The organism is Bradyrhizobium roseum (genome assembly GCF_030413175.1).
GTDB lineage: Bacteria > Pseudomonadota > Alphaproteobacteria > Rhizobiales > Xanthobacteraceae > Bradyrhizobium > Bradyrhizobium roseum.
Genome location: NZ_CP129212.1, coordinates 2,309,529 through 2,335,364 on the forward strand (window position 1 = coordinate 2,309,529; position 25,836 = coordinate 2,335,364).

A 25,836-nucleotide genomic window follows, 5' to 3' on the forward strand; every position below is an offset into this window, starting at 1 on the left:
TCTCGCCCCGCCGTCAGACCTCACTCAAACAAACGCCGTTCCGGAACCATAATCACATCGCCGGCCCGCAGGGTGATGTTACCCTCCAGGTCGTTACCGGCTTCGTAAGCGCGGTAGTTGAACATGAAAATCGTCTCATCGCCGCCGGGGCCCTTTCGCCGCACCTGGATACGGTTCTTCGCGGCAAAAGGTCCGATGCCGCCAGCAAGGGCGATCGCCTGCATCAAGGTCGTTTTCTGCCTGACGACATAGGAGCCCGGCTTCACGATCTCACCGGTGATGAAAATCTTCGGCTTGAGGTCGTCCTCGGGAATCTCCTTGGGAGCGGCCAGGACAGCAACCGTAACGTCCAGATTATCGTCCTTGTAGTTGTTCTTCAGCCTGCTCTTGAGAATATTCTCAAGAGCCAGTGGGGTCAGCCCTCGTGCCCGGATATGGCCTGCCAAAGGAAACGCGATCTCGCCCGAGGGGTCGACGACCACCGTCCGGTCAAGCTTGGGATCCTGCAGGACCGAAATGCTCAGGCTGTCGCCCGATTTCAAAGGCTGCGCTTTTGCCACCCCCGGGGCCAGAAAGGCCACGCACAGCAGTGCCAGCAAGATTCGCATGTCCATATCCCCTTAAAGCCCGCAAACGAAACACATTTAAGCCAGCATGTGGGGATTTTTTCCCACCCATGCAGCCATCATTTAGCCATGGGGGAAGCTAATTGAATACAAGGGCTTAGGGAACCCGCGAGAATTTTTTAACGGGAAAAATACTATACTGTTGCTTATCCGCAATAACATCCCGAACGATGCCGTCCGAAATCACCCGTTGGTCGTTCGCAAAGCCATAAACCAGCGCAGTATCGCACAGGACGTTAATCATTCGCGGGATTCCGCCGCTCGCGGACGAGATCAGCGCGCAGGCTTCCTGGGTGAACAGGGGGCGGCGGGCACCCACTGCCTGAAGCCTGAACGCGATATAGTTGGCCACTTCGCGGTCATCGAGCGGGCGAAGGTGGAAGTCGGAAGAGATTCGCTGCGCGAACTGGTGCAGGCCAGGCTCCAGCAACAGATCGCGGAGCTGCGGCTGTCCAACCAGAATCAGCTGCAGGATCTGGAACTTGTCCGCGTTAATGTTTGAAATCATGCGCAAATGTTCGAGCGCTGCCGGCTCCAGATTCTGCGCCTCGTCGATGATGAGTATGGTTCGTCTTCCATTGGCGAATTGACCATATAGAAAATCTTGCAACTTCTTGAAAAGAATAGGATAGTCCCCGTCGAACGATTGGCCGAGCGACATCAGGATCCACTGCAGCAATTCCTGCCGGCCCTGCGGGGAATTCGAGATCAGGCCGATGGTGATCGCCGGGCTGACCTTCTTGAGCAGATGCCGTACCAGGGTGGTCTTGCCGGAGCCTATTTCACCTGTAATGACGGTGAAGCCGGCGTTGTTCATGACGCCGAACTCCAGCATCGTGAACGCCATCGAATGCATTTTGCCCCAGTAGATCAGGTCGGGGTCGGGGAGTATTGAAAAAGGTTTCTCCCGCAGCTGATAAAATGCCTCGTACATTGAACTTCCTTAGCCCGGCTACAGACGCTTATAGCGTACTTCGAAGGATTGACCCGCTTCCCTCAACGCATTTCTTTGATCTACGTAAATTCGACAAGGCAGTTGCCGGCGGAACCTCGATTAAGATTGAAGTTTGAAAGGCCAGACCTGACCAACTATTCATTAAATCCCGGCAAGATCGATGCTAGATTGCAGACGGTAGCAAGGCGCCACCGCTCATTTCGCAGTACAATCAGCCTAGCAGGCTCGCGAACATACGCTCGGACGATACATGCTGCAAAAGGTTGAATTTGAGGACGATTTCCAGCCTCTGCAAGAGGACCGCAGCTATCTGTTGCAGCCTGCTTTCTATTGGGAAGTGATCCAGCGGCGCTGGGTCTATTTCATGTTGCCTTTCGTCACGATCCTTGCCGCGGGCGCCGCGGCGGCTGTGCTGTGGCCTCCGACCTATCTTTCCGAGGGGCGGATCCTTGTTCAATCGCAGCAGATACCGTCCGAACTGGTGCGGCCCACGGTCACCAGCGCTGCGCAGGAGCGTATTCAAGTCATCCAGCAGCGGACGATGACGCGGGACAATCTGATCGCGATCGCCGACAAGTTCAGATTGTTCCCGGACAAGCGTACGTTGATGTCGCCGACCGAGATCGTTGCGGAGGTCAAGAAGCACACCAAAATCGCTCCGGTCGACCTTCAAATCGACTTCAAGCAGCGGACGCGCGCTGAGAATCCCACCATCGTCTTTTCGGTCGGGTTCGAATACAGCAATGCTGCAATTGCCGCTCAGGTCGCCAACGAGTTGATGACGCGGATCCTGAACGAGGATCTTCGCGATCGGACCAGCCGTGCCACTGACACGACGAAGTTCCTGGGGCGGGAAGTACAGAGACTGCAGGCCGAGAACTCCGCGCTCGATGCGAAGATCGCACAACTGCGTATCACACAAGGCAGGCCGGCGTCGTCGAACGGCGCTGACCAGTCGACGTCGACGCTTACCCAGCTCAAGTCCGAACTGATCCAGAAGGGCGCGCTCTACTCGGAGCGGCATCCTTTGATCCAGTCGCTGAAGAAGCAGATCGAAGCGTTGGAGAAGGTCGCGGCTGCGCCGGTCGCCACCAATGACGCCGCGACCGTTGCCAGCCTCGAGGTGATGGTCGCCCAACAAGAGAGTCTGCAAAAGAGCCTCGACGCTGCGTCAGCCAAATTGGCGGCGGCACGGCTTGGCGAAAATCTTGAAAAGGACCAGCAGTCGGAGAAACTCGAGATCATCGAGCAGCCGACGGCTCCTCAAGATCCGGTCAAGCCCAACCGGCTGAAAGTCCTTGCGATGGCTTTCGCCGCCGCGCTCTTTGGCGGCGCGGGGCTGGCAGTGCTGATGGAACTGTTGGACAAGGGAATCCGCCGGAGCAACGATCTATTGTCTGTTGTCGACGGCCAGTTGATCATTTCAATCCCCTACATCAGCACAGCTGCTGAAACGCGGACGAGGAGGCGACGGATACTGGTCGGTCTGGGGGCCATCGCGCTGGTTGCGGTGGGACTGCTGGTGGTCGTCTACCTTTTCCTTCCACCACTTGACCTGATGATCGCCAAGGCCAAGGTGGGGCTGTTTCGATGATTCGCGGAGACGCGCAGTGGATCCCATAAAGCAGGCTGTCGAACTCGCGCGGGCGGCGGAGGGAGTTCACCGCCCGGCGACGTTGGGCGGTTCTCCGCTGGCCGCCGAAGGACCATCGCAGCGCTCAGCCGAATCGCCGTTCCAGGAAGTCCGCCTCAGGCCAGACCATCTCGAAGCCCATCGAATCGTTGCTCATGGCACATCAAGTCCGAACGGGCGCTACTACGACATGCTGCGCACCCAGGTGCTGCAGGAGATGGACAAAAAGAGCTGGCAGTTTCTGGCCGTGACTTCGCCGACCGCGGGGTGCGGAAAAACGGTGACTTCCTGCAATCTCGCGCTGAGCATTTCCCGTCTGCCGCAGCGGTCGGTCCTGTTGGTGGATCTTGATTTGCGCAGGCCCACGGTCGGAAAATACCTGGGCCTCGGCGACAATGGTGGCGTCCTCAGCGTGCTGGAAGGACGGGCCCCACTTTCTTCCGCGGTTGTGCAGGCCAACATCGGCCCGAATGGCATTCTGGTGCTGCCCGGATCGGTCTCGGCTAACTCCTCGGAATGGATGGCCTCTCAGACGATGGGGGCGCTGCTCCAGACCATCAAGCGGGACTTCCGGTCGCGCATCGTCATCTTTGACCTTCCGCCGATGCTGCTCGGCGACGACGTGATTTCAATCTTGCCCCGGATCGACGCGACCTTGCTCGTCGCCGGCATCGGCAGCACATCCGTGGCCGACGTCAAGGAGTGCCAGAAGCACCTTCGGCGCAGTCCGGTGGTGCGTGTCGTCGTCAACAAGGCCACCGAGAGCGTCGGATCGTATTACGGCTACTATTAGCAGCCTCTAAAAGCGCCGATCTGCCGGCAGGAACGCTGCGATTTCCGCCGCCGGCACGAAATATTTTGCAATGTCGCGGGTTTCCGATTTTCCGGTATCGGGGCGGGTTTGCGACTGCGATATCTTTCGGCTCATTATTCCCAGGAGACATTTGCGTTTGACATCAAAAACCCCCGATCCGGAATTGCCCGTGCGGGCTACGTCGGCGATCACCGTACTGAACTTGTTGCGGGTTCCTGCCGGGAGTCGATCGGGCGCCAGGATGTGGGAGCGCACCGCAGACCCCGGCACAATGGTCACGACCTCCTGTCCCGGTCTGGGCGGCTCGGTGCAGATCGAGTTTCGGCGAAGGCGCAAGCGTACCGGAAGAAGCGTTTCCTCAACGGATAGCAGGGTGAGATCGGTTCCCTCCAAACTGCCTTCCTTGACGACATGCGTGGGGTATTCGAATCCCGCAATTGCGATCTTCGGTCGTGTCAGCCAGGTGCGGCCTGCGACGTGCGCTGCCGTAATGAAGAGGCCTTTTCCGAGATAAATGCCGGATCCGGGTCCCCAGCTCTGCATTGGCGTTTGATGGATGCTCACCGCATAGGGCAGCAGCGTGTCGTCAGCGCTTTGTGCGCAAGCCGGCTGCCACATTATCGCCAGAGCAAGCGCAACCCTAAAGGCGGGCGTCCGTACCGAATTCGTAACAAATCGGGCCAATGCCAACATCACCTGCCGGTTTGCAAGCTCGTCTGCCAGCTTCAACCCGCGCCGGTAAAGAATTTGAGCTCCTGCGGCGGGATGGCGGCGAGCAGATCACGGATGAATTGATCCTGCAGCTTGAACGATACGTCCTTCGGCAGACCGACGGTGGAGACCCGGATCAGCGCGCCGTCGGGAATGATCCCGCGCAGGCCATATTTCAGCCGGCTGAGCTGATGATCGACGACGCCATTGGCGATGTCGTTACCGATCCGCAGCCAGTAGGTGACCGGCTCGAAGCGCGACTCTCTCGCCGCAATCAATCTGGTCATCTTGATGGGCTGGGAGCCGTTGCGATAATTGATCGCGGCTTCGGCCTTGTCCGAGATCCGGAAGCCGTTGGCTGTGTAGCAGATCTCCGGGCGGTGTGATTTCAGCCGATAGTTCTGCACCGGACCGTAGGCGACCATCAGCATGACGATGTTGCCGTGTCCGTCGGAATAACCCCGGCCGACCTCCTGGCTGTAGATCTTTCCGGCGAACGGATCGGGCTGGACATACGCATCCGGATCGGCCGGCCGAACCGGGCTGATTTCGGGAACCAGCGTCCATGTTCCGAACTGCCGGGGAATGACGGTTTCAAGACTGGGGGAAGCCGCGGTGCGGGCCATCAACTGACGGGGCGCCAATACGGTCGCGAGCACGGCGCACCCAACGATGGCGATGCATGCCAATATGATATGAATTCGAGGGTATTTCACTGAGGCCACGCACAATCTGCGAGAGTTAATTGCATCGGCTGTTTCAAGCAGGATATACGTCCAACGGGCTGTTTGCAGTCAAAAGATAGAGATAATTGGCGGCCTTGCAAAATTAACATAAATAGCGGAAATGACAGTAAAAAAGCGGGTTGGCAGCTCGACCCGGACCGGCCGGCCGGCTAGGCATTTCGGGCAGCAAGGCGCGGCCAGCCCGTTGTATACGCTTCTCAGCCCATTGGATGCACGGAGTTCCCAGATGAAGGGTATGTCCATCAAGATCATCCGGCTTGCTCTTCTGCTGGCTTGCGGTGGGGTCGCCTTGGCGGGGTGCGGGAAGAAAGAGCAGGCGGCGGCCACCAAAGGGCAGGTCGTTGCGCGTGTCGGCGATGAAGTCGTGACCATCCAGGATCTCGAGAACGAATTTCGGTGGGCGAACGTGACGCCCGACAAGCAGAAGGATCCCGAAATCGTCAAGCGCGTGCTGGGCGACTTGGTCGTGCGCAAGTATCTGCTCCGCCAGGCCATGGCGGCGAAGCTCGATCGTGAGCCGGGCGTGCTGCTGGACATCCTGAGGTCGCGCGAACAGATTCTCGAGAACGCCTATCTGCAACGAACGGCGGCGGCCAAGGCGCCGGGCAAGGCAGACGTCGACAAGTACATGGCCAACAACCCTGCGAAATTCGCCGCGGGAAAACTGCTCAGCGTCGAACAGATCGCATTCCCGTTCGGGCCGACGACCCAGTCCTTCATCGAAGCCAACAAGGACGCGAAGTCGCTCGACGAAATCGACCAGAAGCTCACCGAGGCTGGTATCCCTCATGGCCGGCAAATGGGCGCACTGAACAGCGGCGATTTGCCGCCGGAGTTTTACGGCTTGATCGAAGCCAAGAAGGTGGACGACGTGTTCTTCGTGCGATCTGGTCCGAACGGCGTGTTCTTCAAGGTCAAGGGTGAAGAGCGGCGTCCGCTCGAAGGCGAGGCTGCGGCCAACCTGGCCCGGCAGTTGATGCGCGCGGACGCGATCAAGGCCGAGCAGGGGCTTGCGGCCTATTCTGCAAGCCTCGAAGCGAAGTACGAAGGCGACTACGCCAAGATCATGCAGCCGGGAGACGGCAAGAAAAACTGAGCGCAGGCCGCGCTGCCGCAACAAGGTTTCTCAAGCCATATCGACATGAAATGACGACGCTTTTTGATGTGTTGACCGTTACCTGCTTTGTTGCGCTGGTGATCGCGTTTTTCCTGTTCACCGCGCGCGACAATCGAACCTTGCTGCACTTCATGCTGGCCGCCATCGTATTCGCCGTCGCCAACCAGGTCGGCAACGCCGGGTCGTTCTACCTAGCGCTGATCCTGATACTCGCTGGCGCCGGTTACGCGGTTTTGATGGCGCGGCGATGAATGGCTTGTTCCATTCGATGCTATCGGTAAGCTGGGATTGTAACCTGTTGGTTTTTGAATGACATATTCGCAAGCAATGCCATCGGCGAAGGCGGGTTTCCTCGTCCCTTTTCTGTGGCCGGCGCTGCTTGGCGCCTCGGTCATCGCTGCCTACGCCCAGACCGTACTCGGTCTCATCGATGGGCCCTGGCAGACCGAACAGGAAGGGCACGGTCCGCTCATCATCGCGGCCTCGCTCTGGCTGACCTGGCAATCGCGCGAAAAATTGCGGGCCGTCGAAATTTCTCCGGCTCCCATCATGGGATGGATCGCTCTCCTCGGCGGCCTGGTCATCCTCTATCTGGCCAGGATCCAGCAGGGGCTGGTCACCTTCGAAACGTTTTCCGTGATCCCCGTCATCATCGGATGTGTGCTGATCTCGGCCGGTTGGCCGACGTTGCGCGTCCTCGCGTTTCCGATCGGTTTCCTGATCTTTGCCGTGCCGATGCCAGACTGGCTGGTCGATGCCCTCACGGTCCCGCTGAAGGTATTCATTTCGAACGTCGTGACCAATGTGCTCTATGCGACGGGTTATCCGGTTGCCCAGAACGGCGTCATGATCATGATCGGAACCTATCAGCTCCTGGTAAAGGACGCCTGTTCCGGAATGAATTCGATTTTTGCATTGTCCGCGATCGGCGTTTTCTACGCCTATGCGTTTCGTTGGCAGGAGAAAATCCGCAGCCTCTTGCTCCTCGCGGCGATCATACCGATCACGATCATCGCTAATTTCTTTCGCGTCTTCGCGTTGGTCCTGATCGCCTATTACCTCGGGCCGGACATGCTCGATGGCATTCTGCACGACCTGACCGGCATCGGCCTTTTCGTGGTCGCGGTTGTTCTGATGTTCCTGTTTGATGTCTTTCTGGGCCTTTGTTTTGCGCTGGTGCGCCGTGTCCGAAAGCCCGCAGCGCCGGCGACGGCGGCCTGAGAATTTTTCGGGAGTCCTGTGGCGGGGCGCTTAGCGGTGCAGCCCGTCCGGCAAGCGATTGGACCAAGCCGAAATAAATGCCGGCGGTGCGGCAAAGTAATCCCAATTATGACTTAATTTCTTTTCGGTAGCCGCACGTTTCCGCTAATATCGCAACAGCGAATCAGTGCCGCGTTCGTTCTTCACACAATAAAAATCGGAACCCTTCATGTTTATGAAGACGAGCGCTGCTGCGTTGGCGGTGACACTCTTGGTTGCTGGCGCTGGGAACGCGGGCGCTGCCGCGGTTTTCTACACGGACTTTACTTCGTGGAACGGAGCGGTGTCGGGCTTCACAAGCCTTGCAATTCCTGAACCGGTGCCAAACGTCGTCGACCCGGATAGTCCGCCTAATCTAATATCTGGATTCCAGTACTTCGGAACGGGAAACGCTTCGGTCAACTACGGTGGGGTGACTTTTTCAACCTCAGCCCTGCTAGGCGACGGTAACTTCTTCAACGTTGGGCCAACCTATTCAGGATCCAATGGTCCGTTGCCGGTTTTGTCTTCGCAGGGCCAGAGCACAGACTTGTTGGCGAATATCCTGATTACGCTCGCGGCCCCGGTGAAGAGCTTCGCGTTGAATTTCGATACGTTCTTCGGATCCAACGTAACGTTCACGCTCTCCAATGGCGAGACGTCAACGCTCGGTAGCGGGGCAAATGCGTATGATCTGAAGGGCTTTTTTGGCGTCGTCGACAACAATCCGTTCAATACGATTTTGCTGACATCGTCAGATACTGCGTTGAACATCAACGAACTCAAATTCGGCGCGTCGGTGTCTGCCATCCCGGAGCCCGCAACATGGGTCATGCTGGTGCTTGGCTTCTTCGGAATTGGCGTTTACGGCGCTCGATGGTCAGCGCGCCGCGTCGCAGCCGCCTGAACGCGCGCGATACTGCCGGCGTCGCGCTAGAAACAGCGCCGTCCCCGACTGTCGTGCATCACATAGTCCGTTCCGGGCGGCGGATAGTGCAGCTGCCCGCACGCGCCGGAATTGACCGGATAACCGATGATGTCGAGCTTACGGTCCAGCCTGTTCGGCGAGGCGGTCTGGTCGCTGCTGCCGCGTCCGTAATACTGCCCGCTGTATTGTCCGCTGAACCGCCCGCCATACTGGCCTGCGTACTGTCCGCCGTATCGGCCGCTGTACTGCATGTTGACCTGGCTGACGGCCGGCTCAATCGCGCCGATAGCGATCACAGCGGCTAGTAGAGAAGTCGATGTCCTCATCTGGACTCCTTGAAGCATGAGGTCTGGCGCAGCCGGGCTGCCGGCCGATCTAACTACCCGGCCTGGCTTCAATCAGCGCAGCGAGTTTAGCCGCTTCCTTGTTCGCATCATGACGTTGCAAAACACGTTGGCGGGCATCCTCGCCCATTCGTGTGATGGCAGCCGGCGCAGCGCCGAGACATTCCGCCATCGCCGCGGCCAAACCCTCGACGTCGCCGGCGGCAACCAGCCAGCCGTGCTTGCCATGTTCGACCAGTTCGGGGATGCCGGCGACGAATGTCGTAATGACGGGCCGGCGCAGCGCCATGGCTTCCATGAGGACGACCGGAAGTCCCTCGGCGAAGCTCGGCAATACCAGCGCCCGCGCGGCGAGGAGTTCGTTGCGAACCTCGTCGCTGCTGATCCAGCCGGTTATTCGCACGACGGCCGCGAGGCCGTATTTTGCGATGAGCGTCTCGATCTCGCCGCGCATTTCGCCATCGCCGGCGAGCACCAGCTCGAACGTTATCCCGCGCTCGGTCAGCAGCCGGGCCGCCTCGATCAGGAGCAGCTGCCCCTTCTGTTCACAAAGCCGGCCCACGCAAACCAGTCGTCGTTGATCACCCGCGGTGATTTCAGCGCCGGGTTCATGGAAGGCCGGCTCAAGCCCGCAATGCACCACGGCAATCTTGGGCCAATGAACGTGCGAGACATAGCGATAGAGCTGGCTCCGACCGAATGAACTGACGGCGACGACGAAGCGCGCGCGCCGAATTTTTTCCGGCAAGGCGATGAACTTCGGCTTGTCGAATTCTTCAGGGCCGTGCGCGGTAAAGCTCCAGGGCGGCCCGCCCAATTCGCCGACCAGCATCGCGACTTCGGCAGAGTTGGTTCCGAAATGAGCGTGCAGGTGCTGCACCTTTTCGTGGCGCAGCCACAGGGCCACCTGGCAGGCTTCAAGGAGATAAATCAAATGAACGGGGAGGGGGCGTTCAGCGCCCCGGCCAACCCCCAACGTCAGGACAATCGCGCGATACAGGCCGGCGGGATTGCTTGCCAGAATGCGCAGGAACGCGACGAGGAGCGGCGTGGCGCCGCCGCGCAGAACGTAGCGCGTCCGCGTCTGCTCCAGCCGATCTTCCGTGCCGCGCGGCACGTCCGTCCACCCGCGCACCGATATGCGCAGGATCTCGTGCCCCAGGCGCTCGAGCGCCAGGATTTCGCGCCGAATGAAGCTGTGGCTGATCGCCGGATAGTGGTTAACCAGATAGGCGATCTTCATAAAGCGTGCCGTGCCTGACTTACATCCGGAAGCAGGCCAAGATGCATTCGGCCCTTTGTTCCATTTCATCGTGCCGAAATATAGTGGTAATCAACGGGGAAACGCGATATTCCTGCCCGGCCTTCATCGCATTTTTGCAAGAGCGTTAAGTCGAACGTTTCGAGATCGGTATTTGTGAAATGTTGATCTTGGTCGCGATGGCCGGGTTGCTCAGTGTTCCCGTAGCGGTCCTCTTGGTTGAAGTCATTGCGGCGCTCAAGGCGCCGAGGTTGCAGCCTTTCGAGATCCAGGAATCCGAAGTCCAGGAATCGAACGCCGGGAAGCAGGTCGTGGTCATCGTTCCCGCGCACAATGAGAGCTCAGGGCTCGTTCCGACGCTGCAGGATATCAAGGCGCAACTGGGGGTCCGGGACCGCCTGATCGTCGTGGCCGACAATTGTACCGACGATACCCCAGCGGTGGCGGCCGCATCGGGCGCCGAGGTTATCGCGCGCGACGACCCCGAAAGAATAGGCAAGGGGTTCGCGATGGGGTGGGGCATAACCCATCTCAGGCAGGATCCGCCGGACTTCGTTCTTTTCGTCGATGCCGATTGCAGGCTCGGCGATGACTTCATCGGAAGACTGAAGCAGGTCTGTCAGGGGCTTCAACGGCCGGTACAGGCGCTGTTCGTGATGCAAAGCCCCGATGATTCGCCCGTCAATCACAGCTTCGCCGAGTTTGCCTGGCTTCTCAAAAACCAGGTCCGCCCTCTCGGACTGAGAAACCTTCATTGTCCTGTCCAGTTGATGGGGACAGGCATGATGTTTCCCTGGAATGCGATCAATTCCGTTTCGCTGGAGAGCAGTCATCTCGTGGAGGATTTGAAACTGGGGCTCGATCTGGCGGCAGCAGGCCAGCCTCCCTACTTTTTTCCGTTCGTGAAAGTGACCAGCGTATTCCCGACGAGCGCCAAGGGGACAGAGAGTCAGCGTTTGCGCTGGGTGCAAGGTCATCTCGCGACCATCGGCAAATTTGTTCCGCGACTGCTCGCCACAGGTTTGATGCGCCGTGACGTGAACGTCGTCGTGCTGGCGCTCGATCTGCTGGTGCCGCCGCTCTCCCTTCTCGCGCTTTTGATCGTCGCAACGTTGGCCCTGACGTCGCTGGTTGCGCTGCTTGGCGGGCCCTGGCTGCCCAGCCTGATCGCAGGCGGTAACCTCGTCGGATTCATTTTATGTATCCTTCTGGCCTGGTCTAGATTTGGACGGCAGGTTTTTCCCGCACGGGAGGTATTATCGGCTGGATCATTTGCTCTGAGGAAAATTGGTCTTTACCGCCGGATGCTGACGGGCGGAGCGGCGTCGCAATGGATCCGGACCGACCGGTCAACGCCCAACTAGCGATCTGGCGACGCGTTTTTGCGCGACGGCCTGAGATGAGTCACGCAAGCGTTATCGAACTCCCATAAGAAGCATGCCGACCAAGGTCAGTCGGGTGGTCCGGCCAAATTGTCCTGGTTGGCTGGCACATCGCTTGCTTGATTTTTTCAGGCAGTAGGAAGGGGCTACCTATGAAAGCGCGGAGCCGCATTACCACCGATATTCTGCCGAAACCGAAGAAGGCGAAGAAGGCGAAGAAGCCGAAAAAGGTTTTGAAGAAGGCCGCCGTTGCAAGCATTGCGGAACAGTATCTGGAATTGCGACGCCTCCGCGAGCGTCTGTCCGAGGCGGAAGCGCGTCAAAGTTTGCAATGACTGCAATGACAAAGTTCGGTTATGAGCTGGCTTCTCCGCTCTATCTGACGGCAATCGGCATCACGATGGTCGGTTGCCTGTGGGCGATCTTTGTCGGCGTGGAGTGGCTGCTCGGGGCTTAGCGACGATGCCGCGCTGATGTCGTCAGCGTGAATGCCCTATCCAATTGATCCCCTAGCCGCTGATCGGCGACGTCACAATTTCAGCCGAGCCCACGACGCGGACGGGAGAAAATCAGATTTTTCGACGTCGGCTTCGTTGCCGACCGCTGCAGCCCGGGGCGGTGCTTCGGCCGGCCTGCGGTGGCACGCGCAATTAACCTAGGCCTCGACCGCGACTCGCGGCGTATGGGGTTCTGCAACACCGGGAACTCGGATTAAATAATAATTTCTCCGTCCACATTTAAAATATTGAAATTGGTTGACTCGCTAAAGGTCGGCCACTACGTTGGCCTAATCTTAAAAACCAGTAAATTTTGGAGGGCCATGGTTATGAAGCGAGCGAGCGCATTGTTTGGATTGGCAGCCGCTGCTGCGATTTTGGCTTCGACTGGCGCAAGCGCAGCTGTGGTGAACGTGACCGTGGGCGGCAACACCGTCGTCGGTGCAGGTCAGTTCTCTTCCTTGGCTGCAACCACCTACGATTTCAATGCCGGCCCATCGCCGTTCACCAATACCACCCCTGTTGGGAACCTGCTTTATACGGGTTCCACCTCCGGACAAAACGCCAATCCGTTTGGCGACGATACCCAATATGTTTCTGTCGGCACGAGCGCTACGCCGCAAAGTGCGACCCTCCTGGTTTCGAGCTTTGCCAACTACGTCGGTCTTTATTGGGGATCGATCGATACCTACAACAACATTCTGATTACGTACGCGGACAGCACTTTTGACAGTGTCAATTCGAATCTGTACGGCCTCTTGACCCCGTCCAATGGCGATCAGGGCCTGAACGGCAGCAAGTACGTCAACATCTTCACGGATAAGGCTATCGCAAGCATCACCTTCTCATCGACGAACAAGGCATTCGAGTTCGACAACGTCTCGATCGCTGCGGTTCCCGAGCCCTCGACCTGGGCGATGATGATCCTGGGCTTTCTCGGTGTCGGCTTCGTTGCCTACCGCCGCAAATCAGGAATGGTTTTGCGAGTCGCCTGATCTCGGATTGGCATGACAGAGTTTGGAAAAGCCGCCATTAAGGCGGCTTTTTTGTTAAGATGCAGCTGTCGTATCCTCCTGCATCAGAATGCCATGTGGAAAGCCGTCTTCCTGTTATGCGCCTCGATTCCAAGCACCCCGGCTCACGCCGAGGAGCGCGGCCGCATCAGGCGACCGCCGCCCTCCCAGGCTGAAGCCGAACGTCTTGCGTCCGAAATGGCCTTGAACGACGGCTTGCTCGAAAGGGGCGACATCGTGGTCACCGATCGGGGGTTCTTCGTCTTCCGCGGTCTCGCCCCGGATGGATCAACCGGCGAGTTCACGCAGGTGCCTAATCCGGTCATTCCCACCAAGCCAGCACGGTAACAATCCGCTCTTCCGTGGGCTGAGGTCGAAGGCGTAGTGCTCCTTGTTAAATCTTGCGTAAGAACAAGGCTCCGCTAAAGCAAAAAGGGCCAACCGAAACAGGTGGCCCTTCGCGAAGTCACGAGCATTGACTGCTATCGTCAGTTCGCCGCGAGAGCGCGTTGCGTGCGGCGCCGCCGATGAACCAGGAAGCCGAGCCCGGCAAATCCCAGAATCATCATGGCCCAGGTCGAAGGTTCGGGAACTGGCGAACTCATGGTAAGCGTGCCCGTCAGCGGATCGATGTCCCTTGGATTTAAAACCGAGGTCGTGAGCAGGACGTCATGGATATCGAGGTTGAAAGTACCGCCGCCGAAATTGAAATCCTGCGGGTTGAAATCAATATAAACCAGCCCGCCTATCGCGGTGATGACGCCGGTAACCAGTGCGATTGGGTTAATCGTGGTCGAGATAGGGGAGCCGAAGCTCACCTCCAGCTTCAACGTGTCGCCCAGAAAAGCGTACGGGTTGAACAGGCCGGTGTTGCGCAACGAGAAGCTTCCCAATGAAATTTCGGTCGCCACATTCGGGGCCGGCAGCGAGAATTGCGCATTATCCAGGCCCGTAAACTTCAGATTGTGGCTGGTCGACGTGAGCGCCGGGGTACAGGATGCCCCGAAACACCCGTTGGTGTCATAGTCCACAAGGGCTGCATGTGATGCCGTGGAACCCATGATCAACGCGAAAGCGGCAGCGTGCAGGATCGGAATTAATTTCATCTATCCCCCGAAAATCCAATAAAAAGAGCCGCGTCGAATCACGCTCACCCTCGCCATTTTTAAATAGTACTCGGTTTGACGCGAGGTCAATGCACGCAGGCGCGCCTCCCTCCGTCTTCTCTCGAAGTGTGGTTTAGTTGCCATAAGAACGGAACTGGTGTGATGTCGCTTCATACCCAAAGCGGCGTCTGCGGCGGGATATCGTCGTCATTCATGGTCATTGCGGCCAGATGCTACAACACTTTCTAATGAAATTAAATGTCGCTTGAAATTTAATTTTCGCTGCTATTATTGTGTCGCGCGATCAGCGTTGATGCATGGAATTCTCGATCGTGGAAAACCCTGGCTTGCGCAGAACGCGCTCTTGTCAGGTTCGTTCTGGCCGGAGCATGCATGTGCGGATCGTTAGACCTGCTGCGACGGTTAGGGTTAAATACGCTCCATCGTTGCGCTATCGGCAGGATCTAGAATTTATGCGTTCGCGAGGTGGCCCAAGCCTCGTGAGGGAGGCCTTTCGAGATATGTTTTCAATCGTTCATTGTTCAATTTTTGAAGTTCGGAACATGAGTATTGAGACGAATATCGCCTCGATGGAGGGGCAAACTTTCAAGCCGACCTGCGGGCAATGCGGCAGTTTGACTGTTGCGTTGCCGGTCGAAGCCAGCCCCGATCCGTGTTCCATCCTGAAGTGTGGTCGGTGCGGATCGCCACGAGGAACCTTGCAATCCTTACGCGACACGTCCGTCCAGGGCGGACCGATATTGGGGGTCGCCTAATTCTGTCGGCCGGTGCCAACACCGCCTGATACTTCTTGGGTCTGAACCGGAGTGGACTGGGCAGTAGAACTTGTTGTCGAGCCCAAAAAACGCATGCAGAAGGCCTAGTCAGCATCCAACCGCGCAGGTAGGATTCGGGTGCGGTATTTTGAGCTTTATCCAAGCGATCTCGTCCAGGCGACATTTGCGCCGCACGAGGGGGAGAAGAGATATGCGATCGATCTACGCGTCCGTACTGACGGTCGGCCTCCTGATTGCTTCCCAAGCCGGTGCAGCGCCGCTGCTAAGTCATAGTCAGCCGGTCCCGGATTCGGTTGTTACAGCCGCGAAGGTCATTTGCGACGAGGCGGGCAATTGCTACCGGCCGCATCGGCGGCGACCCGTCGCCCGCTGGGTCTATGGCGACAACAATTTCAACGGTCCGTATGTCGGACCCGGCAATTATGGCAACCCGCGGTATCGTTACAGCTGGTGGCCCTGGTACTGATTCGTGAGCCGGCCCCAACGTCGCGCCGGCCTGTCGAGGCATCTCCGAGACGTTTCCCCGCTCCATGCACGAACTCAGCGCAACGCGTGTTGCGTTTGACGCGGCACGCTCTTGCGGATGCTGTCTTAGTCGTCTGGTGATTGAATGGCGTTACGCGGTCCATCACTGACCTCCAGCGCAGTCGTTCCAAAAAATCCTCGCGAGACCGGCTGAGCATCAATACGGGGCGTAGGTGCACCACCAGCGGCGGCAAACAGCTAAAGCCCATGACGCGCTGTCAAAGATGATCAGTCGCGCGGAGAAATCACAAGCTCAAGGAACGCCATTCTTTCCAGAGCCACAGGATTTCTTTCACCTTCCTGGGCAGAGCGAAGAATGGTTTCAGCTATCGACTGAACATGAGCCGAATTGACCGGATGAGGAAGCCGACGATGTCATCGAGTGGCAACTCCCGGCCAACGACAGCGCGCACCAGTTGGAGGCTGTTTCGCTCCGAAAAGATGAGCAACGCCCGTCCCGAGAACGCCCCGGCGAAGTCTTGCCGGACGGCGACCAACCTCGGATTGTCCGGCTTGGCTACCAGTAGGGCTGCTGCGGCGCTGGTCAGGATTTCGACGGACGGAACTGACAGCAGGACTCGTTTTGAACCATCTGAGGTAGGCTGTTGGTGGCTTTTGCCATTGCAATATTCGACAGTTCGGCCAGCGCATCCCGCTCAAGCTCGCTAAGGGGTACAAACGGATCGGACGGCATCTAATCTGGTCCAACTATTGCCCGGACGGTGAAGCGATCGCCTAAAGCCTTTTTAGTACGACAGCTGTGCCCTCGACGCCGCTTTCCCAATTTGGGACCCGCGCGACGGGCGTCGTTTTGCCTTGTATCGGCATATGAAGAGTGCGTAGTTTAGCGGTCAAATATTTCCATTTTCATGCCAAATCCACTGGCAAACCCAACAGGTTCCGATGCGGAAAAGGTCTGCCACGACCGGACACCCCAAGGCACGTTCCCGGCAGGCGAGCGAGAGGGAAAGAGCACCGTCATCGGGAGCCGGGGTGCTCGACGGGGGCGAGCCAGTCGTCTCCAAAAATCTCGCGGCCAGTGGCCCGAGAACCCTGATGAAGACTTCCGAACTAGGGGCAGGCAAGCGGGATGCGCGTCGCCTCGTGCCGCAGTCAGCTTCGAAACCAACAGCGCCTTCGATGCGCCGCGGCAAGCCCGCGCCAACCAAGATATCGGGCAACCGGCAACAGAAAATCGAAGAGCGGATCGCTGCAGCAACGGAGGAACTCGCGGCGGGACTGACCGAGGCAGCCTCGGCCGCCGAGGAGCTGCGCCGTTCGATGGAGCAGATCGCCAGCGGCGCGGAGGAAGCTGCCAGTGCGGCCCAGGAAACCCTGGCGGTGGCCACCAACACGGCAGCGACGCTCGTTCAAGCGCGCAATCGCGCCGAAGGGGCGCGTCGGCGAACCGAGGCTGTCGAATCGCTGCTGCTCGAGACGTCGAGCCAGATTGGAACGTGGGCCGGCAATATCAAGCACAATGGAGAGCGTCAGGCCGGCACCGTGGACATCATGGCGCAGCTAAGCAGCCAGGCGGCGAGCATCGGCGATGTCACCAAGACCGTCAGTCACGTTTCCGATCAGACCAACTTGCTCGCGCTGAATGCCGCGATCGAGGCTGCGCGTGCCGGCGACCATGGTCGCGGTTTTGCGGTCGTCGCCGACGAAGTCCGCGCACTGGCAGAAACCTCGGAAAAGAGCGCGCAGGACGTGCAAAGCCTCGCGGCGCAAATCGAATCGCAAGTAGGGTCGATGGCGTCGATCATCAAGACGGCGGCTGCGGCAGCAACCGGGGAGGCGCAAAAGAGCCAGACCGTGATTCTGGCCCTGGGCGAGCTTCGCAGGGAAGTCGGCGCTTTGGCCGAAGGCAGCCAATCCATTGCCGTGGCGACACTGGAAGCTGAATCGGCCGCTCGCGAAGCGCAGAAGGGCGCAGAGATTATCTCTGCTGCCGCCGAAGAACAGGCTGCCGCGGCGGCGGAAGCGCTCCGCAGCGTCGAGCAGCAGGCTGGCGTACTCGACGAGAGCCAGGTCGCATCCCGTTCCCTGTCCGTGCTTGCGACCGACCTCAAGATGTCTTCGACCAGCGCCGATCAGCTTGCCTCGGCGGCCGAGCAGCTTTCCACCGCCGTTCAGGAAATGTCGGGATCGGCCGCCCAGATCATGACAGCGGTCGATCAGATCAGCCGCGGAGCGCAACAGCAGGCCGCGGCCACCGAGCAAGCCAGTGCTGCGATGAGCCAGGTCGAAAAGACCGCCCTGTCGTTCCGCGAGAGTGCAGTCGCATCAATGGAGCGCACGCAGCGGATGGACGCCATGCTCGGCGAATGCCGCCTGCACATCGCCGACTTGTCGCAAGGTGTCGCGCGATCGATCGATACGACGCGTCAGAGCCTCGATATGATTGCCGGACTTGAAAACATGAGTGCTGCTATCGACAAGATTGTTGATGGGATCAGCATGGTTTCGATCCAGACCAACATGTTGGCTGTCAACGGCTCGGTGGAAGCCGCGCGAGCTGGTGAGTTCGGCAAGGGGTTTGCCGTCGTATCAAAGGACATCCGCAGCCTCGCGCGCGACTCCAGTGAGAACGCCGCGCGCATCAAGGAAACGGTTCGCGCGATCCAGGGCCAGGTCGCGGCTGTGCGTCGCGAGTTGGAGCGCGTGATCGGTAGCGCCGAGACGGAAAACCAGAAGGCCGATGCGGTGCTCGCCGGCTTCGAGATCGTGCAAAAGGACGTCGCCCAGATTGCCGCCGGCAACGAGCAGATCGGGACCAGCGCCGAGGCCATCCTCGCTTCGATGAAGGACGTCGGTCAAAGTGCGCGCCAGGTCGCCTCGGTGGCCGAGGAAGCCGCCGGCGCGTCAGCGCAGGCCGCCGCCGCTGCCAAACAGCAGGCGAGGGGAACGGAAGATCTCGCTGCGGCTATCGAGGAGATCGCCTCGCTCGCCCAAACCATTCAGCTTCGCAATGGCTAGCAGACGGGAACAGACCCGGAAGAAGGCCGATCTGTCGACCGACAGTACCACGTTCGTCACGCCGAATGCTGACGCGCTACTCGAAGATCTCCTCGTGTTCCAGCTTGCGGGGGAGCTCTTTGGTCTGCGCCTTGACGTCGTTGCAGAAATTATCCGGCCACCGGTTCTTGCCCATATGCCCCTCGTGCCGCCGAGCCTGCTCGGACTGGCCAATCTTCGCGGCGTGGTGCTGCCGGTGGTGAGCGTGCGCGCTCTGCGGAAACTGCCGGACATCGCAGCCGACAAATCGACGCGCGTGATCGTCGTGCGCGGCGATAACCCGGTCGGGTTTGTCGTTGACGGCATCCAAGGTCTGTCGGCCGTTGCCACGGAGCGCCTTGAACGGGACCCTCCGGGCGTTCATCCCGATAGTTCCGTCGTGCTGGACGGTGCCATCAAAGGCGCTGAAGGCCAGAGCCCGATAAAACTGCTGGATCCCGCGCGTGTTTTGCAAGGACAGTTTGTTCGGCTCGGTGTTTCTTCGACGCCGGCCGAAGTCCAGAGTGCGCTCGCCAAAAGTCCGTCAACCGGGACGCCAGCAAAGGCGCTGATCTCGCTATTGAGTTTCTGCCTCGGTGACCAGGAATATGCGTTGCCGATCGACCGCGTGCGGGAGATCATTCCGCTGCCGGCTCACATCTCGGAATTGCCTCGTCCGGAAACCGCCGTGCTGGGGGTGGTGACGCTGCGGGACAGCCTGCTGCCGCTGGTGTCGCTGCGGACATTGCTGGGCCTGCCGATCGGCGATCAACAGGGGCCGCGCGGCAAGGTCGTGGTCATGTCGATCGGCGAAGGCATGGTCGGAATTGTGATTGATGCAACGCGCGAAATTCTTCGGCTCGATCCCGACCTGATCGATCCGGCGCCGACGTTGCTGACCCGCGGGGACGGGGATGCGGAGATTACGTCGATTTGTCGGCTCGACGGCGGACGTCGATTGGTCGCGTTGCTGTCGCCGGACCGGTTGTTTCGGTCGGAGCTTGTTCAGCGTATCCTGAGCGAGCAGGGGGCCAGTGATCCCGGGTTGCAACCGGAAACGGACACTATGGCAGACGAGCAATTCATCATCTTCCGGCTGGGCGATCAGGACTACGGCATTCCCATTGCCGCGGTAAGCGAGATCGCCCGCCCGCCCGAGCAGATCACCCGGTTGCCGAAATCTCCCGCGTTCATCGACGGGGTGATGAACTTGCGCGGCAGCGTCGTGCCGATCGTGGATCTGCGGCGTCGTTTTGATTTGAACAATAGGGAGCAGCTCGGTTCCTGTCGCATTCTGATAGTGGCGATCGGCGGGGTGACCGCGGGATTCCTTGTCGACAGCGTCTTTAAGATTTTGAAAGTACCGAGCGACGCCATTTGCCCGGCGCCAGAACTTTCGCCCGAGCAGATGCGGTTGATCTCGCGCCTGGTCAATCTTGAGGCCAGCGGGCAATTGATCCTGCTGGTCGATCCCGCACAGTTGCTCGATCAGGTCGAGGCCGACCTTCTGGCGGAGTTCGCCCATTCCAAGCTCGATGCACCCGCGACGGTTCCGTGATCCGGCTCCTGATCGCTGACGACTCGGCCCTGATGCGGAAGCTGCTCGAAGGCATCTTCGCCGCAGAAGGTGATTTCGACATCCGCACGGCGCGTGACGGCAACGAAGCCCTCGAACTTGTTCGCACTTTCGATCCGCAGGTCGTGACGCTCGATGTGCAGATGCCCGGCATGGACGGCTTGACGTGCCTTAGCCGTATCATGATCGAGGCGCCGCGGCCGGTCGTGATGATTTCCTCGCTGACAGCGGACGGCGCGGAAGCGACGCTAGAAGCGATCGAACTCGGCGCGGTCGATTTCATCGCCAAGCCGGGCGGCGCGGTTTCACTGGAAATCGATCGCTTGCGACCCCTGCTGGTGGAAAAAGTACGCGCCGCATCCAGCGCCCGGATCCGGCGCACCCTGCGGCTGACTGAACGCGTTCGTCATCAAATGAGCGGTTCCGGGCTGGCCTCGCGTCCCCCCGCCAGCCGCGCCTTGTCACCATCGAGCGCGAAGACCACGAAAGCCGCGATGAAACGCGGGAGTGCAGTGCCCCCTGGACTCGTGCTGGTTGGTACCTCGACCGGCGGCCCGGCGGCGCTCGATACCGTGCTGCCGCAACTGCCGGCGGACTTCCCTTGGCCGGTTCTCGTCGCCCAGCATTTGCCTGCGAGTTTTACCGGTCCCTTTGCCAGACGACTTGACCGGGAATGCCATCTCGACGTCGTCGAGGTCAACAAGCCGATGCCCCTGAGGCCCGGTACCATCTACATCGGAAAGGGCGATGCCGACGTCATGGTCGCGCCTCGGGTGTCCGGCGTCATCGCGATGCCGGTGCCGGCCAAGGCCAGCTATGTATGGCATCCGAGCGTGGAACGCATGGTGGCCAGTGCGCTTGATCATCTCGAAGCCTCTCGCCTGGTCGGGGTCATGATGACCGGAATGGGCAATGATGGCGCCGAGGCGATGAAACGCCTGCGGATGACCGGAGGGCGTACCATCGCTGAAGCCGAGTCGAGCGCCATCGTCTGGGGCATGCCGGGTGAACTGGTAAAGAACGGTGGTGCCGAAAAGGTGCGACCGCTGGAAGACATTGCCGAAACGATCATTGAAATGGTGAATTCCTGTGCCGCTGATTAGAGGCAAAAACAGCGGAGCAAGCAGCGAGAGTTCTGGCTCGCCGCAGGCCGCGTTGGACAGTCCGGATGCGGATAGCCGCTGGATGGCGGCTCGGGCGTTCGCGGGGCAGGCCGACGCGGTGCCGGCGCTGGCCGCGGCTCTCGCCCGAGAGCCCATCCCGCGCGTGCGCGAAGCCATCATGACCGCGCTGATCCGCATCGGCAATCCCGCTAGCATCGATGTCCTGTTGCCATACCTGCGGTCGCAGGACGCGGGGGTGCGGGCGGCGGCGATCGAGGCGTTGCAGGCGTTGCCCGAAGCTATCGCTCCGTTCATGCCACCATTATTGAGCGACGGCGATTCCGATGTGCGCCTGCTTGCAACCGAACTCGCGCGCAACATGGAGGCCTCCCAGGCCACCCGCCTGCTTTGCGAATTGATCGAGCATGAGCCCCACCCCAACGTCTGCGCGGCCGCGATTGATGTCCTGACCGAGGTTGGAACACTGGAAGCGCTTCCGACGCTGGAGCGGTGTGCGGCGCGCTTTGCTGCGACGCCTTTTCTGCCGTTCGCGATTTCGGTGGCGATGAGCCGCATATCGGGCGAAAAGAGCTAGTCCCGATGGACGATTCAAAGGGAGGATCGTCGCGCGCTGTCCATATTTCGTCGGAACAAGTCCAGCGCTTCTGCGAATTCCTCTACCGTCGTACCGGCATGTCGTTCGCCGAGAGCAAGCGATATTTCATCGATCGGCGCCTTGAGGACCGCATCGCAGCAACCGGCTCATCGTCGTTTCAGGAATATTTCTCGTTGCTGAGAACCGATGCCGATCAGGAGATCGAGCATCTGATCAATTCCTTCACAGTGAACGAAACCTATTTCTACCGCGAAGAACACCAGCTTCGCTGTATGACCGCGAGCCTGCTGGACGACATTGTCAGCCGAAGGGAGCCAGGGGCCACGTTACGGATCTGGTCGATCCCGTGTTCGACGGGGGAGGAACCTTATTCCATCGCACTCTGGCTGATGGAAAACTGGCCGCAGGTGGACAACTACAATATCGAGATCGTCGGGTCGGATATCGATACCCGTGCGCTCAGGGCTGCCGCTGAAGGTATATATGGCGATCGCGCGCTGATGCGGTTATCCCGTGACATCATCGGGCGCTATTTCACGTCGGTTACCGGCGGCAACCATCAGATTGACGAGGGGCTGAGGAACTCCATCGAGTTCACGCAGGCCAATCTGATCGATACCAAGGACATGATGCAGTATCGCGATTTCGATCTCATCTTCTGCCGCAACGTTCTGATATATTTCGACGACGCGTCGCGCCGGCTCGCTGCTGAGAATCTCTATGACTGCTTGCGGCCGGGCGGCTACATCTGTCTCGGTCATTCGGAGAGCATGAGCCGGATCTCCCCGCTGTTTCGCGTATCCCGTTTTCCCGACGCAATCGTCTATCAAAGGCCGGAGGCAGATCATGGCTGACACGGCAACACCGGCCAAAGCGAAGGTTCTGGTGGTCGATGATTCCTCGCTGGTACGGCTGTACTATAGGTCTGCGCTGGAGATCGCGGGCTTCGAAGTCAAGCAGGCGATCAATGGCATCGAGGCGATGGAGAAGGTGTTGTCAGAACCATTCGATCTGGTGATCGTCGACGTCAATATGCCACGCATGGACGGCTTCACGTTCTTGCGGTCGCTGCGATCCGCCGCCACGGCTGACGTAGCAACGCTGCCGGCGTTGATGATTTCGACCGAGTCGGGAGAGCAGGACATCGCGGAAGCCAGACTTGCGGGTGCGAATTTCTACCTCGTGAAGCCGGTAGCGGAGACCGAACTGGTCCGGCATGTGCGTGCTCTGACGGGAGACGCGCGGTGAGCGCCCTGGAGGACCAATTCATCGCCGAAGCGCGCGAGCTTATCGGGCAGGCGACGGATAATCTTATCGCGCTGGAGCGCGACGGCATGTCGCCCGACCGGATCGATAGCGTTTTTCGTGCGTTTCACACGCTCAAGGGATCCGCTGGCGTCGTCGAGCTACCGGCCATGAGCCTTGTGCTCCATGCCGCCGAGGATCTGCTGGACAACGTGCGGCATGGCACGCTCGCAGCCGGGGCTGAGATGGTCGATGCGGCGCTCGCCTGCCTCGATCAGGTATCGCGCTGGGTAGACAACTTTGAAGCCGCCGGAGCTTTGCCGTCACAGGCTGGCGAAGACAGCCGCGCGATGGCGCAACGATTGCGGTCGTTTCTGCCACGAAGTGGTGATCAGCCAACGTCCCCAGCATCAGATTCTCCGAAGGAAAAAGAGCAGGGGTCGCTGCCTGAATGGGTCTCGCGCATGATTGCAGCGGAGCGCGATACGACCTCATCGCTAATGCCGAAGGGCCCAATGGCAGCCACGGCTATCTCATATGAACCTTTTGTTGGCTGCTTTTACAATGGCGATGATCCGGTGCAGCTGATGAGGCAGGTGCCAGGCCTGCTGGCGCTGCAGATCGAGCCGCGCGAACCTTTCGGCCCGCTTGCGGACATCGACCCCTATGCCTGCAATCTGCGCTTGCGTGCCGTTTCGAGCGGCAGCCGAGATGAAATCGCCGCACTGTTTCGGCTGGTGCCGGATCAGGTTGAGATCATCAGCATTCCGTCAGAAGCGCTTCCTGCAGCAGAGGTGCCCCCCGGATCCGGCCACCAACCGCTGATCTGCAAAGTCATCGAGGCGCAGTGCGACCTGCTGCGCATACCCGATCGCGCAGACGAATTGGCGGGATGCATGGGTGCGGCGGCGCGTGTGGCTGAAAATGCCCTGCGCCACGGCCGGCGGCCGGATTTAGCCGACACCGTCAAGCATGCCGGCGCTCTGGCGTTGGCGCAGCGGGATGCCGGACCTTTGTTGTCTGCGCTTGAAAAGGCAGTTGCCGCCTTTGCCTCTACCCCATCGACGATGGCGGTCGACGGCGGAACCCAGGCAGCATCCGAAAGACCGGCCGATCGCGTGCTCCGCGTCAGCGAGGCGAAAATCGAGGCCCTCGTCAATTTGGCGGGTGAACTCGTGGTGGCAAGAAACGCGCTGTCTTATTCGGTCGGCCAAGCCGAGCGGGAGCTCGATAGCGGCGAAGTCGCCAGGTCCATCCAGCGCGACCGTGACGCGATCGATCGTCTGGTGACTGAGCTGCATGGCTCGGTCCTGCAGTTGCGGATGGTGCCTTTCTCCCAATTGTTTGGATCTTTTCCTCGGCTGGTGCGCGATCTCGCCAGGCAACTCGACAAGAAGGTTGCTCTTGTTACGAGTGGTGAGACCACGGAGGCCGACAAGACTATTATCGATCGTCTTTTCGAACCCATGGTGCATCTGGTGCGCAATGCCCTCGATCACGGTATCGAAGACCCCGGGCAACGGCGCGCGGCGGGGAAATCAGAGGCTGCGAAAATCTCGATTTCAGCATCCCGGAGCGGAGACCGCCTGCTGGTGGAGGTCGCGGACGACGGCCGCGGTATCGATCCCTCGGTGGTGCGGCGGAAGGCGTCCGAAAGGCAGATATTGCCGCCCGATCAACTGGCCGACCTGACCGACGAAGCGGCCGTCGATCTGGTTTTCTCGGCCGGATTTTCGACCGCATCAACCGTATCGGATATTTCGGGCCGGGGCTTCGGAATGGATGTGGTCCGCACCGCGATTGAACAGATCGGAGGCAGGGTTTCGCTGCAGAGCAAAGTCGGTATCGGCACCACGGTTCGGCTTGAGCTGCCAATGACGATTGCGATGTCCCGGATCATGGTGGTTGAGTCCGGCGGACAGTCGTTCGGCATTGCCATGGAAGCGGTGTCCGAAACGGTGCGCGTGGCGCCCGACCGGGTAAACACGATCAAGAACAACGACGCATTCGTCTTGCGGGATCGCGTGGTGCCCATCATTTCTCTGGCCGAGCTGATGAAATTGCCCGGACGAAAGCGGGACGCCGCCGAGCCGAGACTTTTGGTGGTCATGGAGGCCGCTGGCAGGATGGCAGCTCTCGAGATCGATGCGGTCCGTGACCGGCTGGACGTCGTGCTCAAGCCGATGCAGGGGCTGCTGGCCGGGGCGCGCGGCTATGCCGGGACGACGCTACTCGGTAATGGGCAGGTTCTGCTGGTGCTGGACGTAAAGGAGATTTTGCCTTGACCATCCGCCGTGGCGACGATGATATCGTCATCCTCGAAGGCGTGTGCGCCGTGGAGGATGCCGAGACAATGTTGCAGATGCTCCAGGCAACGCCAGACGCGTTGGTCAATTGGACACAATGTCGCCAACTCCATACGGCCGTTCTCCAGGTCATCATGGCCTCGGGCAGTGCGCCGATTGGGCCTTGCGCTGACGTCTGGGTACAGCAATGGCTGGCGCCAAAACTGCCCCAAAAAGGGACGGCAGGATAAAAATCCGAGGGGCCTGCTTTATTGGAACCATTCGCCCGATCCGGCCATTTACCCCCTTGCGGCAGAAGG

General features: G+C 59.6%; 26 protein-coding genes and 1 pseudogene. 20 read left to right on the forward strand and 7 right to left on the reverse strand.

What is annotated here, in order from left to right; all coding sequences use genetic code 11:
* Nucleotides 1-20 precede the first annotated feature (20 nt).
* A complete protein-coding gene (locus tag QUH67_RS10885) occupies nt 21-608 on the reverse strand; it encodes a polysaccharide biosynthesis/export family protein (RefSeq protein ID WP_300946681.1) in 588 nt (195 codons plus the stop codon).
* Nucleotides 609-723: 115 nt separating this feature from the next.
* Nucleotides 724-1,560, reverse strand: a complete 837-nt coding sequence (locus QUH67_RS10890) for an ExeA family protein (RefSeq protein ID WP_300946682.1) — start codon at nt 1,558-1,560, stop codon at nt 724-726.
* 271 nt (nt 1,561-1,831) lie between these two features.
* On the opposite strand from QUH67_RS10890, the gene QUH67_RS10895 reads away from it, so the two are divergent.
* The gene (locus QUH67_RS10895) at nt 1,832-3,175 is read left to right on the forward strand and encodes a GumC domain-containing protein (RefSeq protein ID WP_300946683.1); all 1,344 of its coding nucleotides are present in this window, start codon (nt 1,832-1,834) and stop codon (nt 3,173-3,175) included.
* Nucleotides 3,176-3,191: 16 nt separating this feature from the next.
* Complete coding sequence (locus QUH67_RS10900; RefSeq protein WP_300946684.1) at nt 3,192-4,007, forward strand: CpsD/CapB family tyrosine-protein kinase; 816 nt, start codon at nt 3,192-3,194, stop codon at nt 4,005-4,007.
* Between the two features lie 6 nt (nt 4,008-4,013).
* Here the strand turns inward: QUH67_RS10900 and QUH67_RS10905 are convergent, their stop codons facing one another.
* Both QUH67_RS10905 and epsI read right to left on the reverse strand, forming a co-directional pair.
* Nucleotides 4,014-4,757, reverse strand: coding sequence for a S1 family peptidase (locus QUH67_RS10905; RefSeq protein WP_300946685.1), 744 nt, complete (start codon nt 4,755-4,757; stop codon nt 4,014-4,016).
* Nucleotides 4,754-5,464: an exosortase-associated protein EpsI, V-type gene (epsI, locus tag QUH67_RS10910; RefSeq protein ID WP_320416133.1), complete on the reverse strand. Its 711-nt coding sequence runs from the start codon at nt 5,462-5,464 to the stop codon at nt 4,754-4,756. Before epsI ends, QUH67_RS10905 begins: the two co-directional genes overlap by 4 nt.
* Before the next feature lie 247 nt (nt 5,465-5,711).
* Between epsI and QUH67_RS10915 the strand changes: the two genes are divergently transcribed.
* From QUH67_RS10915 to QUH67_RS10930, 4 genes are all read left to right on the forward strand, one after another.
* Nucleotides 5,712-6,581 (forward strand): hypothetical protein, encoded by an 870-nt coding sequence (locus QUH67_RS10915; RefSeq protein ID WP_300946686.1) that lies wholly within the window; start codon nt 5,712-5,714, stop codon nt 6,579-6,581.
* A 50-nt stretch (nt 6,582-6,631) separates the two neighbouring features.
* Complete coding sequence (locus QUH67_RS10920) at nt 6,632-6,853, forward strand: XrtV sorting system accessory protein (RefSeq protein WP_300946687.1); 222 nt, start codon at nt 6,632-6,634, stop codon at nt 6,851-6,853.
* A 58-nt stretch (nt 6,854-6,911) separates the two neighbouring features.
* Nucleotides 6,912-7,823 carry an exosortase V gene (gene xrtV, locus QUH67_RS10925; protein ID WP_300946688.1) on the forward strand — a complete coding sequence of 304 codons (912 nt, stop codon included), beginning with the start codon at nt 6,912-6,914 and terminating at the stop codon, nt 7,821-7,823.
* Between the two features lie 208 nt (nt 7,824-8,031).
* Complete coding sequence (locus QUH67_RS10930; protein ID WP_300946689.1) at nt 8,032-8,748, forward strand: hypothetical protein; 717 nt, start codon at nt 8,032-8,034, stop codon at nt 8,746-8,748.
* A 26-nt stretch (nt 8,749-8,774) separates the two neighbouring features.
* Here QUH67_RS10930 and QUH67_RS10935 read toward each other — a convergent pair whose 3' ends face one another.
* Nucleotides 8,775-9,095, reverse strand: coding sequence for a hypothetical protein (locus tag QUH67_RS10935; protein ID WP_300946690.1), 321 nt, complete (start codon nt 9,093-9,095; stop codon nt 8,775-8,777).
* Between the two features lie 49 nt (nt 9,096-9,144).
* The gene (locus QUH67_RS10940) at nt 9,145-10,356 is read right to left on the reverse strand and encodes a glycosyltransferase (protein ID WP_300946691.1); all 1,212 of its coding nucleotides are present in this window, start codon (nt 10,354-10,356) and stop codon (nt 9,145-9,147) included.
* A 179-nt stretch (nt 10,357-10,535) separates the two neighbouring features.
* Here QUH67_RS10940 and QUH67_RS10945 point away from each other — a divergent pair, with 179 nt between their 5' ends.
* The 5 genes from QUH67_RS10945 to QUH67_RS10965 all read left to right on the forward strand — a co-directional run bounded on the left by QUH67_RS10945 (nt 10,536) and on the right by QUH67_RS10965 (nt 13,614).
* A complete protein-coding gene (locus QUH67_RS10945) occupies nt 10,536-11,738 on the forward strand; it encodes a glycosyltransferase family 2 protein (protein WP_300946692.1) in 1,203 nt (400 codons plus the stop codon).
* A gap of 137 nt (nt 11,739-11,875) precedes the next feature.
* Complete coding sequence (locus QUH67_RS10950; protein ID WP_300946693.1) at nt 11,876-12,091, forward strand: hypothetical protein; 216 nt, start codon at nt 11,876-11,878, stop codon at nt 12,089-12,091.
* A complete protein-coding gene (locus QUH67_RS10955; protein ID WP_300946694.1) occupies nt 12,088-12,213 on the forward strand; it encodes a hypothetical protein in 126 nt (41 codons plus the stop codon). The genes QUH67_RS10950 and QUH67_RS10955 overlap by 4 nt, the downstream gene beginning before the upstream one ends.
* A gap of 369 nt (nt 12,214-12,582) precedes the next feature.
* The gene (locus tag QUH67_RS10960; protein ID WP_300946695.1) at nt 12,583-13,248 is read left to right on the forward strand and encodes an Npun_F0296 family exosortase-dependent surface protein; all 666 of its coding nucleotides are present in this window, start codon (nt 12,583-12,585) and stop codon (nt 13,246-13,248) included.
* Between the two features lie 93 nt (nt 13,249-13,341).
* Nucleotides 13,342-13,614 (forward strand): hypothetical protein, encoded by a 273-nt coding sequence (locus QUH67_RS10965; protein ID WP_300946696.1) that lies wholly within the window; start codon nt 13,342-13,344, stop codon nt 13,612-13,614.
* A 140-nt stretch (nt 13,615-13,754) separates the two neighbouring features.
* Here QUH67_RS10965 and QUH67_RS34940 read toward each other — a convergent pair.
* Nucleotides 13,755-13,868: pseudogene (locus QUH67_RS34940) on the reverse strand (PEPxxWA-CTERM sorting domain-containing protein); the annotation flags it as partial.
* A gap of 1,491 nt (nt 13,869-15,359) precedes the next feature.
* On the opposite strand from QUH67_RS34940, the gene QUH67_RS10975 reads away from it, so the two are divergent.
* From QUH67_RS10975 to QUH67_RS11015, 9 genes are all read left to right on the forward strand, one after another.
* Nucleotides 15,360-15,635 (forward strand): hypothetical protein, encoded by a 276-nt coding sequence (locus QUH67_RS10975; RefSeq protein ID WP_300946698.1) that lies wholly within the window; start codon nt 15,360-15,362, stop codon nt 15,633-15,635.
* A gap of 1,052 nt (nt 15,636-16,687) precedes the next feature.
* The gene (locus QUH67_RS10980) at nt 16,688-18,673 is read left to right on the forward strand and encodes a methyl-accepting chemotaxis protein (RefSeq protein WP_300946699.1); all 1,986 of its coding nucleotides are present in this window, start codon (nt 16,688-16,690) and stop codon (nt 18,671-18,673) included.
* Nucleotides 18,666-20,249: a chemotaxis protein CheW gene (locus QUH67_RS10985; RefSeq protein WP_300946700.1), complete on the forward strand. Its 1,584-nt coding sequence runs from the start codon at nt 18,666-18,668 to the stop codon at nt 20,247-20,249. Before QUH67_RS10980 ends, QUH67_RS10985 begins: the two co-directional genes overlap by 8 nt.
* Nucleotides 20,246-21,370 (forward strand): chemotaxis-specific protein-glutamate methyltransferase CheB, encoded by a 1,125-nt coding sequence (cheB, locus tag QUH67_RS10990; protein ID WP_300946701.1) that lies wholly within the window; start codon nt 20,246-20,248, stop codon nt 21,368-21,370. Before QUH67_RS10985 ends, cheB begins: the two co-directional genes overlap by 4 nt.
* A complete protein-coding gene (locus QUH67_RS10995) occupies nt 21,357-21,965 on the forward strand; it encodes a HEAT repeat domain-containing protein (RefSeq protein ID WP_300946702.1) in 609 nt (202 codons plus the stop codon). Before cheB ends, QUH67_RS10995 begins: the two co-directional genes overlap by 14 nt.
* A gap of 5 nt (nt 21,966-21,970) precedes the next feature.
* The gene (locus QUH67_RS11000; RefSeq protein WP_300946703.1) at nt 21,971-22,840 is read left to right on the forward strand and encodes a CheR family methyltransferase; all 870 of its coding nucleotides are present in this window, start codon (nt 21,971-21,973) and stop codon (nt 22,838-22,840) included.
* Nucleotides 22,833-23,234: a response regulator transcription factor gene (locus tag QUH67_RS11005; RefSeq protein WP_300946704.1), complete on the forward strand. Its 402-nt coding sequence runs from the start codon at nt 22,833-22,835 to the stop codon at nt 23,232-23,234. Before QUH67_RS11000 ends, QUH67_RS11005 begins: the two co-directional genes overlap by 8 nt.
* Nucleotides 23,231-25,516 (forward strand): chemotaxis protein CheA, encoded by a 2,286-nt coding sequence (locus QUH67_RS11010; RefSeq protein WP_300946705.1) that lies wholly within the window; start codon nt 23,231-23,233, stop codon nt 25,514-25,516. Before QUH67_RS11005 ends, QUH67_RS11010 begins: the two co-directional genes overlap by 4 nt.
* Nucleotides 25,513-25,767, forward strand: coding sequence for a hypothetical protein (locus tag QUH67_RS11015; protein WP_300946706.1), 255 nt, complete (start codon nt 25,513-25,515; stop codon nt 25,765-25,767). Before QUH67_RS11010 ends, QUH67_RS11015 begins: the two co-directional genes overlap by 4 nt.
* The last annotated feature ends 69 nt before the right edge of the window (nt 25,768-25,836 follow it).

What these genes read in the sequence shown, in the direction of transcription:
- QUH67_RS10885 (WP_300946681.1), bottom strand. Translation starts at nt 608, where the DNA reads ATGCGAATCTTGCTGGCACTGCTGTGCGTGGCCTTTCTGGCCCCGGGG.
- QUH67_RS10890 (WP_300946682.1), bottom strand. Translation starts at nt 1,560, where the DNA reads ATGTACGAGGCATTTTATCAGCTGCGGGAGAAACCTTTTTCAATACTC.
- QUH67_RS10895 (WP_300946683.1), top strand. Translation starts at nt 1,832, where the DNA reads ATGCTGCAAAAGGTTGAATTTGAGGACGATTTCCAGCCTCTGCAAGAG.
- QUH67_RS10915 (WP_300946686.1), top strand. Translation starts at nt 5,712, where the DNA reads ATGAAGGGTATGTCCATCAAGATCATCCGGCTTGCTCTTCTGCTGGCT.
- QUH67_RS10920 (WP_300946687.1), top strand. Translation starts at nt 6,632, where the DNA reads ATGACGACGCTTTTTGATGTGTTGACCGTTACCTGCTTTGTTGCGCTG.
- xrtV (WP_300946688.1), top strand. Translation starts at nt 6,912, where the DNA reads ATGACATATTCGCAAGCAATGCCATCGGCGAAGGCGGGTTTCCTCGTC.
- QUH67_RS10930 (WP_300946689.1), top strand. Translation starts at nt 8,032, where the DNA reads ATGTTTATGAAGACGAGCGCTGCTGCGTTGGCGGTGACACTCTTGGTT.
- QUH67_RS10935 (WP_300946690.1), bottom strand. Translation starts at nt 9,095, where the DNA reads ATGAGGACATCGACTTCTCTACTAGCCGCTGTGATCGCTATCGGCGCG.
- QUH67_RS10940 (WP_300946691.1), bottom strand. Translation starts at nt 10,356, where the DNA reads ATGAAGATCGCCTATCTGGTTAACCACTATCCGGCGATCAGCCACAGC.
- QUH67_RS10945 (WP_300946692.1), top strand. Translation starts at nt 10,536, where the DNA reads ATGTTGATCTTGGTCGCGATGGCCGGGTTGCTCAGTGTTCCCGTAGCG.
- QUH67_RS10955 (WP_300946694.1), top strand. Translation starts at nt 12,088, where the DNA reads ATGACTGCAATGACAAAGTTCGGTTATGAGCTGGCTTCTCCGCTCTAT.
- QUH67_RS10960 (WP_300946695.1), top strand. Translation starts at nt 12,583, where the DNA reads ATGAAGCGAGCGAGCGCATTGTTTGGATTGGCAGCCGCTGCTGCGATT.
- QUH67_RS10965 (WP_300946696.1), top strand. Translation starts at nt 13,342, where the DNA reads ATGTGGAAAGCCGTCTTCCTGTTATGCGCCTCGATTCCAAGCACCCCG.
- QUH67_RS10975 (WP_300946698.1), top strand. Translation starts at nt 15,360, where the DNA reads ATGCGATCGATCTACGCGTCCGTACTGACGGTCGGCCTCCTGATTGCT.
- QUH67_RS10985 (WP_300946700.1), top strand. Translation starts at nt 18,666, where the DNA reads ATGGCTAGCAGACGGGAACAGACCCGGAAGAAGGCCGATCTGTCGACC.
- QUH67_RS11000 (WP_300946703.1), top strand. Translation starts at nt 21,971, where the DNA reads ATGGACGATTCAAAGGGAGGATCGTCGCGCGCTGTCCATATTTCGTCG.
- QUH67_RS11005 (WP_300946704.1), top strand. Translation starts at nt 22,833, where the DNA reads ATGGCTGACACGGCAACACCGGCCAAAGCGAAGGTTCTGGTGGTCGAT.